Origin of the sequence: Cryptosporangium sp. NPDC051539, from assembly GCF_044454545.1 — a bacterium.
GTDB lineage: Bacteria > Actinomycetota > Actinomycetes > Mycobacteriales > Cryptosporangiaceae > Cryptosporangium.
Genome location: NZ_JBITDV010000015.1, coordinates 95,407 through 108,666, shown reverse-complemented (window position 1 = coordinate 108,666; position 13,260 = coordinate 95,407). Strand labels below are relative to the sequence as shown.

The 13,260-nt window shown below is 72.4% G+C and carries 14 protein-coding genes; 6 read left to right on the top strand and 8 right to left on the bottom strand.

All coding sequences use genetic code 11. The features are described 5' to 3' along the window. Positions 1-55 precede the first annotated feature (55 nt). The 4 genes from ACIBZJ_RS37405 to ACIBZJ_RS37390 all read left to right on the top strand — a co-directional run bounded on the left by ACIBZJ_RS37405 (position 56) and on the right by ACIBZJ_RS37390 (position 3,276). Positions 56-1,111, top strand: a complete 1,056-nt coding sequence (locus ACIBZJ_RS37405; protein ID WP_395938355.1) for a substrate-binding domain-containing protein — start codon at positions 56-58, stop codon at positions 1,109-1,111. After that, the gene (locus tag ACIBZJ_RS37400) at positions 1,108-2,121 is read left to right on the top strand and encodes an ABC transporter permease (RefSeq protein ID WP_395938353.1); all 1,014 of its coding nucleotides are present in this window, start codon (positions 1,108-1,110) and stop codon (positions 2,119-2,121) included. Before ACIBZJ_RS37405 ends, ACIBZJ_RS37400 begins: the two co-directional genes overlap by 4 nt. Next, the gene (locus ACIBZJ_RS37395) at positions 2,118-2,876 is read left to right on the top strand and encodes an ATP-binding cassette domain-containing protein (RefSeq protein WP_395938351.1); all 759 of its coding nucleotides are present in this window, start codon (positions 2,118-2,120) and stop codon (positions 2,874-2,876) included. Before ACIBZJ_RS37400 ends, ACIBZJ_RS37395 begins: the two co-directional genes overlap by 4 nt. Positions 2,877-3,000: 124 nt before the next feature. Continuing rightward, the gene (locus ACIBZJ_RS37390; protein WP_395938444.1) at positions 3,001-3,276 is read left to right on the top strand and encodes a BMC domain-containing protein; all 276 of its coding nucleotides are present in this window, start codon (positions 3,001-3,003) and stop codon (positions 3,274-3,276) included. 7 nt (positions 3,277-3,283) lie between these two features. Here ACIBZJ_RS37390 and ACIBZJ_RS37385 read toward each other — a convergent pair whose 3' ends face one another. The 8 genes from ACIBZJ_RS37385 to ACIBZJ_RS37350 are packed head-to-tail and all read right to left on the bottom strand — an operon-like array spanning position 3,284 to position 11,120. Continuing rightward, a complete protein-coding gene (locus tag ACIBZJ_RS37385; RefSeq protein ID WP_395938349.1) occupies positions 3,284-5,359 on the bottom strand; it encodes a helix-turn-helix domain-containing protein in 2,076 nt (691 codons plus the stop codon). A 16-nt stretch (positions 5,360-5,375) separates the two neighbouring features. Further along, positions 5,376-6,410, bottom strand: coding sequence for an alcohol dehydrogenase catalytic domain-containing protein (locus ACIBZJ_RS37380; protein ID WP_395938347.1), 1,035 nt, complete (start codon positions 6,408-6,410; stop codon positions 5,376-5,378). 2 nt (positions 6,411-6,412) lie between these two features. After that, complete coding sequence (locus ACIBZJ_RS37375) at positions 6,413-7,645, bottom strand: malate dehydrogenase (protein WP_395938345.1); 1,233 nt, start codon at positions 7,643-7,645, stop codon at positions 6,413-6,415. Continuing rightward, positions 7,642-8,271: a BMC domain-containing protein gene (locus tag ACIBZJ_RS37370; RefSeq protein ID WP_395938343.1), complete on the bottom strand. Its 630-nt coding sequence runs from the start codon at positions 8,269-8,271 to the stop codon at positions 7,642-7,644. The genes ACIBZJ_RS37375 and ACIBZJ_RS37370 overlap by 4 nt, the downstream gene beginning before the upstream one ends. Then, a complete protein-coding gene (eutJ, locus tag ACIBZJ_RS37365) occupies positions 8,268-9,086 on the bottom strand; it encodes an ethanolamine utilization protein EutJ (protein ID WP_395938341.1) in 819 nt (272 codons plus the stop codon). The genes ACIBZJ_RS37370 and eutJ overlap by 4 nt, the downstream gene beginning before the upstream one ends. Beyond that, positions 9,087-10,475: an aldehyde dehydrogenase family protein gene (locus ACIBZJ_RS37360; protein ID WP_395938339.1), complete on the bottom strand. Its 1,389-nt coding sequence runs from the start codon at positions 10,473-10,475 to the stop codon at positions 9,087-9,089. Position 10,476: 1 nt separating this feature from the next. Beyond that, complete coding sequence (locus tag ACIBZJ_RS37355; RefSeq protein WP_395938337.1) at positions 10,477-10,800, bottom strand: BMC domain-containing protein; 324 nt, start codon at positions 10,798-10,800, stop codon at positions 10,477-10,479. Positions 10,801-10,826: 26 nt separating this feature from the next. Next, the gene (locus ACIBZJ_RS37350) at positions 10,827-11,120 is read right to left on the bottom strand and encodes a EutN/CcmL family microcompartment protein (protein WP_395938335.1); all 294 of its coding nucleotides are present in this window, start codon (positions 11,118-11,120) and stop codon (positions 10,827-10,829) included. Positions 11,121-11,263: 143 nt separating this feature from the next. Between ACIBZJ_RS37350 and ACIBZJ_RS37345 the strand changes: the two genes are divergently transcribed. Both ACIBZJ_RS37345 and ACIBZJ_RS37340 read left to right on the top strand, forming a co-directional pair. Then, on the top strand, positions 11,264-12,256 hold the full coding sequence (locus ACIBZJ_RS37345; RefSeq protein ID WP_395938333.1) for a hypothetical protein: 993 nt from the start codon (positions 11,264-11,266) through the stop codon (positions 12,254-12,256). Further along, entirely contained in the window at positions 12,253-13,260 is a 1,008-nt protein-coding gene (locus tag ACIBZJ_RS37340) for an HAD family hydrolase (protein ID WP_395938331.1), read from the top strand. Before ACIBZJ_RS37345 ends, ACIBZJ_RS37340 begins: the two co-directional genes overlap by 4 nt.

The window sequence follows — 13,260 nt, the reverse complement described above, 5'->3', positions numbered from 1 at the left end:
GGTCGACACTCCCCGACATCGTTGTCAGCCGCCGTCGTGCGCGAAGGAGCAGACGATGAACAAGCGGGTTTCAGGCATTGTCACCGCGATCGTCCTGACATTGGCCGCCGCCGGTTGTGGCGGTGACAGCGGCAGCGACGGCGATTCCGTCTCGGTCTCGCTGATCACGAAGAACTCGACCAACCCGTTCTTCGTGACGATGCAGGACGGCGCGAAGAAGGCCGCCAAGGCCGACGGGGTCAAACTCACGATCGCCGCCGGAAAAGAGGACGGCGACGAGCAGACCCAGGTGCAGGCGATCGAGGACGCGATCGCCCGGGGAGACAAGGGCATCCTGATCACGCCGAACGGCCCCGGCGTCAACTCCGCGATCAAGAAGGCGCGGGACGCCGGGCTCTACGTCATCGCGCTCGACACCCCGCCGGATCCCGCCGACACCGTCGACATCACGTTCGCCACCGACAACTTCCGCGCCGGCGAACTGATCGGCAAATGGACCGGTGTCCAGCTCGGCGGCAAGCCGGCCACGATCGCGATGCTCGACCTGTTCAACGACAAGATCGTCTCGGTCGACTACAACCGCGACCAGGGCTTCCTGACCGGCATGGGCATCCCCACCGGCGACGACAAGAAGAACGGCGACGAGGCGAAGTCCGGCAAGTACTCCGGCGGCACGTACCAGATCGCCTGCAACGAGCCGACGCAAGGCGCCGAGGACGGCGGCCGCACCGCGATGGAGCGGTGCCTGGCCAAGAACTCGGGCATCAACGTCGTCTACACGATCAACGAGCCGGCCGCCGTCGGCGCGCACAAGGCCCTGCAGGCCGCGGGCCTGAAGAACGTCCTGGTCGTCTCGATCGACGGCGGCTGCGCCGGCGTACAGCAGGTCAAGGACGGCATCATCAACGCGACCTCCCAGCAGTACCCGATCAAGATGGCCGAGCTCGGGGTGAAGGCGATCAAGGACATCGCGACCGGCGGTAAGAAGCCGGAGGTCACCGGCGGCAAGGACTTCTTCGACACCGGCGTCGCGCTCGTCACCGACAAGGCGGCCACCGGCGTCGAGAGCATCGACACCACCAAGGGCGCGGAACTGTGCTGGGGCAAATGACCACCACCGCCGCGGAGGAGTTCGCGCGACGCCGGCAGTCCCCGCTCCAGCGCGTCCAGCACCTCCTGCACGCCCATCCCGCGATCAGCCCGCTGATCGTCCTGTTCATCGCGTTCGCCGTGTTCTCGGCGCTCAACCCCCGCTTCGCCCAACCGGCGTCGCTCTCGCTGCTGCTGCAGCAGGTGGCGGTGATCGGAGCGCTGGCGGTCGGCCAGACGCTGATCATCCTCACCGCGGGCATCGACCTGTCGGTCGGTGCGGTCACGATCCTGGCCATGATGGTCGCGGCCAAGCTCGCCGAAGGCAGCGGCATCCCCGGTGCGCTGGCGGTGCTGGTCGCGGTTGCTCTCGGCGTCCTCGCCGGGCTGGTCAACGGTGCGCTGGTGACCCGGATCGCGCTCCCCCCGTTCATCGTCACGCTGGGGACGCTGAGCGTGTTCACGGCGATCGGCCTGCTCTACACCAGCGGGCAGAGCGTCCAGGCCGACGAACTCCCCGCGCTGCTGAACTGGACCGGTGAGTCGTTCGGCGCCGGCCGGTGGCGGATCACCTGGGGCGTGATCCTCGTCGTGCTGCTCTACCTCGGGGTCGGCTTCGCGCTGGCGAACACCGCCTGGGGGCGGCACGTCTACGCGGTCGGCGACGACAAAGAGGCCGCCCGCCTGGCCGGCATCCGCGTCGACCGGGTGCTGCTCAGCGTCTACGTCGTCGCCGGAGCGATCTACGGGCTGACGGCCTGGATCCTGATCGGCCGGGCCGGCGCGGCCAGCCCGAATGCCATCACCGACGCCAACCTGGAGAGCATCACCGCGGTGGTCATCGGCGGCACCAGCCTCTTCGGTGGCCGGGGCGCGCTGCTGGGCACGCTGCTCGGCGCGCTCATCGTCGGCGCCTTCCGCAGTGGTCTCTCCCTGGCCGGGGTGGACGACCAGTACCGGGTGCTCGCCGTCGGCCTGCTGGTGATCACGGCCGTCGGGGTGGACCAGTGGATCAGGAGGGTGCGGGCATGACCGATCCGGTGCTCTCCGCCCGGGGGCTGGTGAAGACGTTCGGGCGCGTCGTCGGCCTCGACGGCGTCGATCTCGATCTGTACCCCGGTGAAGTGCTGGCGATCATCGGCGACAACGGTGCCGGCAAGTCGACGCTGATCAAGTGCCTGACCGGAGCTCTCGTCCCGGACGCGGGCGAGATCCGCGTCGACGGGCAGGTGGTGCAGTTCCGCCGCCCGCAAGACGCCCGCGCGGCCGGGATCGAGACCGTGTACCAGACGCTCGCGGTCGCCCCCGCCCTCGACATCGCCAGCAACCTCTACCTGGGCCGGGAGCGCCGCCGGCCCGGTTTCCTCGGGAACGTGCTGCGGATGCTCGACCAGAGCGGCATGCGCGACGATGCCGCCAAGGCGCTCACCGACCTCGGCATCGGCACGCTCCAGAACATGTCGCAGACCGTCGAGACGTTGTCCGGCGGCCAGCGTCAGGCCGTCTCGGTGGCCCGCGCCGCCGCGTTCGGCAGCAAGGTCATCGTGCTGGACGAGCCGACCGCCGCCCTCGGGGTCAAGGAGTCCAACCAGGTGCTGCGGATGATCCGGGAGGTGCGCTCGCGCGGATTGCCGACGATCCTGATCAGCCACAACATGCCGCACGTGTTCGAGGTCGCCGATCGCATCCACATCCAGCGGCTGGGCCGCTGCGCGGGCGTGGTCACCCCGGCGTCGCACACCATGCCCGAGGCCGTGGCGATCATGACCGGCGCCCTGACGCTCTGACGGATAAGCCGGCCCGGGGACGTTGTCCGGACGAGACAACGCCCCGGGCCGCGGCCACGCCTACCGTTCGGGGAAATCCGGCGAACAGGAGGCGGCCGTGGCGGTCACGCGTGGTGCGCTCGGAATGATCGAGACCAAGGGCCTGGTCGGCGCGATCGAGGCCGCGGACGCGATGGTGAAAGCCGCCAACGTCGAGATCGAGGGATACCGGACGCTCCGCAACGGGCAGGTGTCGGTGCTGGTCCGCGGCGACGTCGGCGCCGTGAAGGCGGCCGTGGACGCCGGGAAGGCGGCGGCCGCGCGGGTCGGCGAGCTCTACAGCAGCCACGTCATCCCGCGCCCGCACGGTGAGACCGAGGGCGTCGTCGACCAGGTCGTCACCCACCTGACCGAGAGCTAGTTCCGAGCTAGTTCTCCTCCACCGCCGCCTGGTTGACCTGCAGCAGACGCAGCGCGAAGTCCGCGCGCATGCGGTCCTCGTGACGGCTGAGATCGAGCCCGGTCAGCTGCCGGATCCGCTCCAGCCGGTAGCGCAGCGTCTTGTGGTGCACGAACAGCCGCTCGGCGGCCAGGCGCTGGGAACAATCCGCGTCGAAGAACGCCCGGAGCGTGCGGATCAGCGACCCGTCGTTGTCCCGGTCGTAGGCCAGCAGCGGGCCGGTGACGTCGTCGATGAACGTCTGCAGGTCGGGATCGTCGCCGGAGCCCAGCAGCAGCCGCACGATGCCGAGTTCCTCGTAGAGGAAGACGTGCTCTCCGCCGAGCCGCTTGGCCGCCGCGAGCGCGGTGCGCGCCTCGTTCAGCGCGCTCGGCAGGTTGAGCACGTCGTCGTGCTCGCGGCTGACACCCCAGGTCAGCTGGAGCTGAGGCCATTCCTGGTGGACGGCGGCGGTGTAGGCGTCGACCCGGTCGCGGGACGCCGCCCGGTCGAGGTCCACCGCGATCGCGACGATGAGGTCGCCGCGCAGGCTGGCCAGGGCCAGCCCGCGACCGTCCAGGGTCCGGACCGTACGCAGCACCTGCCGGCGGACCCGGTCGGTACGGGACGTGTCCCAGCCCTGCTCGGTCGCCAGGCTCTCCAGGTTCTCGATCCGCCCGTGCAGCACCCGGAGGGAGCCGGTGAGCGACAGGTTCAGCTGCTGGGCGCGGGTGCGCGCCGCCAGGCGGTGCTCGACCGGCCCCTGGACGAGGTCCCACAGCACCTGCTCGATGGTCTCGGCCCTGGCCCGGCTGGCCGCCCGTTCGCGGAGCAGCGCGAGCGAGCAGGCCATCGCGACCTGCCCGGCGACCGCGTCCATGATGTCGGCCGACTGCCCGCCCTGAGCGAGCAGCACCAGGCCGATCTGGTCACCGTCGGACGAGACGGGCCGGGCCCAGACCCCGCGGTCGGGCGCGTCGGCCGTGGACCGCCGGCCGACCGGCATGCTGCCGGGCAAGGAGGCGACCAGCTGGTTTCCGCTGTGCGCGGCCAGCCGCGTGCCGTCGGGTCCGTAGACGCCGACCTCGCAGTCGAGCTCGGTCGCGACGGCCCGGGTGATCGCGGGCAGCCCACCGCCCTGGACCACGGTGTTGAGCAGGTTCTGCTGCAGCCGGGAGGCGCGGTCCAGCACGGCGACCTGGCGTTGCAGCGCGTCCCGGGCGGTCTCGGTCTGGACCGCGGCCTCCGCCTGCTCGTCGTGGAGCCGGGCGTTGTCGATCGCGATCGTGGCGAAGTCGGCGAGCGTGACCATGCGGCGCAGGTCGCGGTCGGTGAACGTGGAGTGCCGTCGACGCCAGACCTCGAGGACGCCGATGAACTCACCCTGCAGGCGCAGCGGAACGGCCAGGGCCGAGCGGGTCTCCTCCTTCTCGGCCAGCGCGACGAAATCCTGGCTGATGGTCTCGTCCTCGAGGTAGGAGTCGACCCGCGCCGGTTCGCCGGTGAGGAAGACCAGACCCGCGACGCCCTGCCCGCGGTGCATCCGCAGGCGGGCGGTGTCGGCGGCCCGGTTACCGACGCAGGCCCGCATCCGGACGACGTCGCCCTCGCGCAGCATCACGCCGCAGATGTCTGATTCGAGCAGGAGCAGGACCCGCTCCGCGATCGAACGCAGCAGGTGGTCCAGGTCCCGTACGGACAACAGCTGGCGGGACACGTCCCGGATCGCCTCGGCTTCCACGGCGGCCGAATCGGCCTGCGCGCACGCGGCCCGCTCCCGCCGCAGCAGCGAGAGCCAGACGCAGCCCTGCCGCAGCAGCGGCACGACCGCGGCCGGGGGCTGGGTGGTGGTCTCCCAGCGCAGCCGGACGGCACCCGCGGTGATCGACCCTCCCGGCTCAGCGTCGGCCGGTGAGCCCACCGTGACCGGCGCGCCGACCAGCTCGCCGGCGACCGCGGCGAGATCCTCGGCGGCGGCCTCGACGTCGGTGGGCAGGGTCCCGAGCAGTGCGGTCAGCCGTCTACCGGGCGGGGCCTCGACCTCGCGTAACTCGTCCAGTGTCATCGACGCCCCCGAGCAGCTACAACGCGATCAGCGTTTTGAGCGTACGGCGCTCCCCCATCCGGCGGTATGCCTCGGATGCGGCGTCCAGCGGCACGGTCTCGGAGGCGACCACGGTCGGGTCGACGGCGCCCGAGCGTACGAGCGCGCAGATCGGGTCGGCGTCGCGCAGGAAGTCGCCGATCACGAAACGCAACGTCAGCTCACCCGCGAACGCGTCGGCGACCGGCATCGGCCAGGCCGGGCCGGTGTGCACGCCGACGGAGACGACCGTGCCGCGCCGACGGACCGTGGCGAGGGCCAGGTCGAGCCCGGCCGGGCCGCCGATCGCGTCGATCACGACGTCGGCGCCGCGGCCCTCGGTGAGCCGGTCGATCAGCTCGCGAGCGTTCTCCGGGGCAACGGCCAGCGCTCCTTCGCGGACGGCCAGGTCGCGGCGTCCGGCGATCGGTTCGGCCAGCACGACCGACGCCGCGCCGCAGGCCTGGGCCACCAGGCTCGTCAACTGGCCGACCGGACCGCCACCGAGCACGGCCACGCAGTCGCCGGGGACCAGCCCGCCCCGCTGCACGGCGGCGTATCCGGTGGCCAGCGTGTCGCCGAGGAACACCGCCGCGTCCAGGCTCACGCCGTCCGGGATCGCCCGGAGAACCGTGTCGGCGAACGGCACCCGGACGAGTTCGGCCTGGGCGCCGTCCAGCGGTGGCCCGAAAGCGCCGCCGGTACCGAAGAACCGGCGCTGCCCGCACTCCCAGTGATCGCCGCGACGGCACCACCAGCACGTGCCGCAGGCCGTGAAGTCGCCGCCGACGACCAGGTCGCCGATCCGATGACCGGCGACGGCCGGGCCGAGCGCGGTGATCTCCCCGGCGAACTCGTGGCCCAGCACGGCACCCAGCCCCAGGCTCGTCCCGTGCGCGACCGTGTGCAGGTCGGTGCCACAGATCGCGGCCCTCCGTACCCGCACGATCGCGTCCGCCGGGTCCTTCAGCACCGGTTCGGCCACCGGTCCGACCCGGACCGCGCCGTCGCCGGCGAACCGCACCGCCCGCATGGTCAGGACACCCCGGCCAGCGAACCCAGCCGCTCCCGGATCCGCTCCGCCGCGCTGCGCAACGCGGTCAATTCCTCCGGACGCAGATCGAGTTCGACGATGGCCCGGACGCCACCGCGGCCGAACCGGGCGGGAAGGCCGACGTAGACGTCGCGGATGCCGTACGTGCCGTCGGCGAGGACCGCGGCCGGGAGTACCTCGCCGGTGTCGCGGGCCATCGCGAGCACCATCCGGGCCGCCGACAGGCCCGGCGCCAGGAACGCGCTGCCCGAACGGAGCAAACCGACGACTTCCGCGCCGGAGCCGCGGGCCCGGCCGACCACCGCGTCGAGCGCGGTCGCGCCGACCGCTTCGGCCAGCGGGCGGCCGTCGAGCCTGGCGCGGGAGAGCGGGACGACCATCTCGTCGCCGTGGCTGCCCAGGGCCCAGGCCTCGATCCGGTCGGCGCGGCCGCCGGTGGCGAGGGCGGAGAGCGCCTGGAAGCGCGCGGTGTCGAGGACGCCGGCCATGCCGACGACGCGCTCGGCCGGGAAGCCCGAGCTGGTCCAGGCATGCTGGGTCATCTCGTCGAGCGGGTTGGTGACCACGACGATCACGGCCTGGGGGGACGTGGCGGCGACCCGGGCGGCCACGTCGCCGACGATTGCGGCGTTGGTGCCGATCAGGTCGGATCGGCTCATGCCCGGGGTGCGGGGTTTGCCTGCGGTGATCACCACGTAGTCGGCGCGTCCGGCCGCCTCGACGGTTCCGACGCCGCGTATCCGGGTCGCGAAGCCGCTGAGCGGGGCGGTGTGGGAGAGGTCGAGCGCGACGCCGGCCGCGCGGCCCTCGTCGATGTCGACCAGCACGATCTCGTCGAAGAGGTCGGCGTCGGCGAGCCGGAGCGCCGCGATCATCCCGACGTTGCCGGCCCCGACGATGACGACCCTCCCCGCCCCGCTGCCGCCGGGCCCGGTCCCCGGCGGCAGCGGGGCGCCACGGCGGAACAGCGCCCCCGACGGCGGCCGAGGCTGCACGGGCGCGGACGCGGCCTTTCCGGACCCAGCCGCGGCCCTCGCCGCAGGCGCCCCGCCCGCCGCAGGCGTCCCGCCCGCCGCAGGCGTCCCGGGCTCGATCACCACGTCGAGTTCGCGGGCTCGCTCCCTCGCGAGCGGCGTCACCACGTCGCCGGGGGCGACCCGCAGCGTGCCCCCGGCACCCAGCGCTTCGACCGCCCCGGCGCCCCAGACCGTCATCGCCGGTCCTCCCTCCCGCTCAGACCCTCCAGCGCAGCCACCGCGGCATCGCGGGCCGTCTGCACCTCGCTCTCGGTACCGGAGAGGAACATCCGCCCGAACCGCCCCACCGCGCGCAGCTCGATCACCGTGATCGACGCCGCTTTCTCGGCCTCGTTCGCGGCGATCGACACGTACGCGGCCGGCGCGACCTCCAGCACGAACAGGCTCTGCCCGGGCAGCAGCATCGAGCCCTTCCGCCACTTGTTCAGCAGCTGGGCCTGGTACGGGTGGACGTTCGTGATGAACTGCGTCGACGCGATCACCGGCTTGATCCGGTCGCTCTCGGTGAGACCCAGCGTGTCGAGCACCGCCTGCCCGGAGGCGAGCACCTCGGCCTGCTGCTCGGAATGGATCTCCAGGAGCCCGAACTCCCGCTCGATGATCTGCAGCGCCGGGCGTACCCCGGCCGCCTTGAGCGCGATGTCGGCGGCCCGGAACACCTCGTTCCCGGGCGCCATCTCGATGTACAGCTCGGCCATGCCGGCCAGCGGCACGTCGCCCGGGCTGGTCGCGGCGATGTGCGCCGCGCACTGCGGCTGCATCCGGTCGATGAACGCGTAGGTGCGCAGCGTCGGCCCGCTCATGCCGCCGACCTCGCGATTCCGAGGGGCGTGATCAGCAGCGCGTGCGGATAGCTCACCACGGTTCGCTCCAGATAAGAGGCCAGCACGTTCTCCGCGCCGGGGATCATCAACGCGCCGCCGGCCAGGTGCAGCGGCAGGTCCTCGTGGCCCACGGTCAGCGCACGGACGTTCTCCGCGATCCGTTGCAGACCGGGCACGAGCACCGGGTACGACTCCCGGGGGTGCGCGCGCTTGTACGGCTCGGCCTCCTCCAGCGGGATGCCCAGCGCGCCCGCCAGCACGAGGTCCAGATGGTGTCCCCCGCCGGGCCGGTCGTCGAGCGCCACCAGTTCGCCGCCGCGGAAGACGCCGACCCCGGTCGACCCGCCACCGACGTCCACCACGACCCCGTCGCGCACGTCGAGCGTCCGCTGGGCGGCGCTGACCTCGTCCACCAGGACGACGTCCGCGAAGCCGGCCGACTCGCAGACGTAGACGCAGGCCCGCGCGTCCCGCACCGGAATGCACGGCGGATAGGCCGTCGCCGCGGCCGGCAGCACGACGCCCAGGGTCTCCTGCGCGGACTCCCGCAGCCGCCGCACCGTGGCCGTGGCCCGGGCGAAATCGACCACGACGCCGTCGCGGAGCGCCCCGGAGGCCGCGCTGTCCACGAGCACCGGCCGGTCGATGGCGTCCAGCACCACCAGCACGCAACTGGCCGTGCCCAGGTCGACGCCGACCCGTAGCGGGAGCGTCACTTCGGCCGGCCGTGCACCGTCCGCGACCAGCGCCGCCGCGTCGAGAAACTCCCGCGGATCCACCTCCACCACCGCCATCTACAGCTCCACCGGGTCGTAGACGGTCCGCCAGGGACGAACCTCGTGCGCGATCCGCTTGATGTTGATCAGGTGCAGCGGGGTGACGTTGTCGGAGCAGATCGAGCCGCTCCAGGTGCCGGTCCCCAGCTGGAAGGACGGGTCGACGTCCGTGGAGTAGCCCATCCCCCCGAACAGCGCCGGGGTGTTGATGACGATCCGTCCGGCCGGCAGCGTGCCGAACGGCGCGATCTCCTCCGGGTCGGACGCGTGCACCGCCACCGTGTGGCCCTCGCCGTCCAGCGCGAGGATCTCCCGGCAACGGCGGAGGCCCGCCGCGGCGTCGGGTGCCCGGTAGACCGAGAGCACCGGACCGAGAATCTCCCGGGAGAGCGGCGTCCGCACGCCGACCTGGTCGAGCTCGCACGCCAGTACCCGGGTGGCCGGCGGCACCGCGAACCCGGCGAGCTCCGCGAGCCGCGCCGCGCCCTGCCCGACCGAGCCCGGCCGTAGCCCGCCGCGCTCGTCGAAGATCACCGCGGCCAGCGCCGCCTGCTGCCCGGCGTCCATCCAGAACGCGCCCCGGGCGCCGAACTCGGCCAGGAACGCCGGTGCGGCCCGGTCGTGGACCACCACCGACTGCTCGGCAACGCAGGCCGTGCCGTTGTCGAAGGACTTCGAGGTGAGGATCATCTCCGCGGCCTCACCCGGATCGGCCACGCTGGCCCCGACGTAGGCCGGCACGTTGCCCGCGCCGACCGCGATCGTCGGCTTCCCGCTGGAGTAGGCCGCGCGGACCATCCCGGGCCCGCCGGTCGCCAGTACGAGCGCGATCTCCTCGCGGCGCATCAGCTCCTGGGTGAGCGGCAGGGTCGGCTCCTCCAGGCAGGAGATCAGTCCCTCCGGCGCGCCGGCCGCGACCGCGGCCTCGGCCATCACCTCGACGGCCCGCAGCGTGCAGCGGGCGGCCCGCGGGTGGGGCGCGTGCACGATCGCGTTACCGGACTTCACCGCCGCGAGGCTCTTGAACAGCGCCGTCGACGTCGGGTTGGTGACCGGGATGATGCCCGCGATGACCCCCATCGGTGAGCCCACGGCGGTCACCCGGGCGTCGTCGTCGACCCAGAGGACGCCGACCGCTCGCCGTTCGAGCATCCACTTCGCGACGAAGCCGGTGTTGTAGCGGTTCTTGTAGACCTTGTGCTCGTAGACGCCGTAGCCGGTCTCGTCGACGGCCAGGCGGGCCAGTTCCTCGGCCGCCTTGGTGCCGGCCAACGCCATCGCCCGGACGAACCGGTCGAGGGTCTCCTGGTCGGCGCCTTCGAGGGCGGCGAACGCCCGGCGGGCGGCCCGGGCCTTGGCCCGCACCTGGGCGAGGCCGGCCAGGTCGGCGTCGAGTGCCGCCTGCACGTCAGCTCTTCGGGCGGGTCAGGACCGCGAGGATGCCCTCGGTCTCGTCGTGCGGCCGCGGGATGACGTGCACGGAGACGACCTCGCCGGCCTTCCCGGCGGCGACCGCGCCGGCGTCCGTCGCGGCCTTCACCGCGCCGACGTCACCCCGGACCATCACGGTGACCAGGCCACCGCCGATCTCGCGGTGACCGACGATTTGGACGTTCGCCGCCTTGACCATCGCGTCGGCGGCCTCGATCGCACCGACCAGGCCCTTGGTCTCGATCAGGCCCAGCGCGCCGCGGACAGCGGGCGCGCCAGGGGTGCCGGTCGGTGCAGCCATGTCTTCCTCCTGGAGACTCGTACGGTTCAGTCCTTGCGGTAGGTGGTCCGGCCCGACCGGGTCACCGTGTCGACGATGCCGACGACGGCCCGGTCGGTCGGGGCGTCGGCTCCGGCGGCGACGCGGGCCGCGCTGCCGGTCGCGATCAGCACGATCTCGCCGATGCCGGCGCCCACCAGGTCGACCGCCACGTAGGCCGCGCCCCGGGTCTGCTCCGGATCAGCTCCTCCCGCGTCCTGGACGAGCAGCAGTGTGAACCGGGCGAGTCCCGGCTCCTTGACGGTGGAGACCACCTGGCCCAGCACCTTCGCCAGCTGCATGCCGGGACAGTAGGACGGGAAAACCGGGCGCCGCTTTATCCCGGCCGGACAACGCTCCTCGGCCCCCTTGTCCTCGGACGCACTATCGACCGGAGGGGTAATCGGAGACTGTGCGGAGCACGTAGGCCGCTCGAGGAGGTTCCGTGGTGATCCGGTCCGAGGACGCGCAGTTCCATCCGCCGACCAGCGACGACCCGCTCTGGGCCGAGACGAACTACTTCGGCCTCTACGCCGGGCAAGACACCGACCGGCCCACGAACATCGGCCTGTACGGGCTGTTCCGCGAGCCGCTGGGCGTCGTCGGCTCCACGGTGTCGATCAACAGCCGCCGCGTCACGATGCCGTGGGCGGCCGACTACTGGGACGCGTGGGAGCACCTGGTCGTCCCCCGGCCGGCGAACCTGCTCGACTACCGGCTCGCCAACGGCCTGCACGTGGTCTGTTCGGAGCCGAACCGGATCTGGGACGTCGACTTCACCGATCCGGCCGCCGGACTCGAGCTGCACTTCCGCTACACCGCGCTGATGGAGCCCTACGACATCAACGACCCCGGCCAGGACCCGATGGCCGCCGCCCGCGACCTGGACAAGACCTGGGGCCACGCCTACGCCGGCCACTTCGACCAGACCGGGCACTACGAGGGCGAACTGCGGCTGCGCGGGGTCACCACGCCGATCGACTGCGTGTCGACGATGGACCACAGCTGGGGCGTGCGGGCCGAGCGTCAGACCTCGCGGCTCAGCTGGATGCACGCCCACGTATCGGCGGACCTGGCCCTGCACATGCTCTTCGACTTCACCACCGACGGCGGCCTCGACGGGCCCTCGCCGCTGACGCTGACGCACGGTTACGTGCTCGAGGACGGCACCGTGCGACCGCTCGTGGGTGGCGCGGGCGTCACCACCCGCGCCGGGCTGTATCCCGAGCACATCGAGGTGAGCGTCACCGACGTCGACGGCCGGGTCTGGACCGCGGACGGCGACGCGCTGACCACGTTCCCGTGGCAGTCCCAGCCGGGCGTGGTCGGGCACAACAGCCTGCTCCGGTGGACGCTGGACGGCCGGACCGCCTACGGCGAGTGCATGGACTTCGTCGGGCTGGGTGAGCTGGGCGCCCTCTACTCCGCAGACCGGTGAAACCGGTCCGGGCGGTGCTGTTCGATCTGGACGGCACGCTGGTGCAGACGCGGATCGCGTCCTGGGAGATCTTCCGCCGGATCAACACGCGGTTCGACCTGGGCGTCGACGAGCCGGAGCAGTACTTCGACCTGTTCCGCGGCAACATCTTCGCCTCGCTCGACGAGCTCTGCCGGGACGAGGCGCAGGCCGCGGAAGCCAAGGCCGCGTTCCTCGAGTTGCTGCGCAGCGACTACACCCCGTCACTGGTCCCGGGTATCACCGACGTCGTCCGCCGGTTGGCCGGGCATTGCACGCTGGCCGTGATGTCGTCGAATGCGATGCAGGTGCTACGCCGGGTGCTGCTCGCCAACGACCTGGCGTTCTGCTTCGCGCACGTGTTCGGCGGGGACGTCGCTCCGGACAAGAAGGCCGCGATGCGGGTGTTCCTCGCGGACGCCGGCAGCGGGTTCGGGCGGCGCTGCGCCGCCGACTACGACGAAGCCGGGGCGGCCCGGCTGCCGGACCCGTCCAGCACCGTGCTGGTCACCGACACCGCGGGGGACGTCCGGGACGCGCTCGAAGTGGGCATCCGGGTCGTCGGCGTGGCCTGGGGAATGCACTCGGTGGAGCAGCTCACGGCGGCCGGGGCCGAGTTCGTGGCGCTGTGGCCGCAGGAACTCGCCGCCCATCTCCTCGGCGACGCGGCCTCGCTGCCCCCGGAGGGCGCCTGCGCGATCCCTGCCCCCGCCGCCGTGACTCCCGCCGCCGCGACTCCCACCTCCGTGGCTCCCGCCTCCGTGGCTCCCGCCTCCGCGATTCCGGCCGCGGACTGCGGGTGCGGCTGCGACGGTGCCTGCACGCCCCCGTCCGAGGACGATCCGCGCCGCGCCGCCACGCTTCGCCGGGACCGCCGCAAGTCGGCCACCGCGGCGCTGCGGGCACTGCTGGACGCGCCCGCCGCGTCCCCCGGCACGGCGTCCGACGAGCTGCTGGCGGCCGTGCGGCGAGTGGTGCGGCGCTGA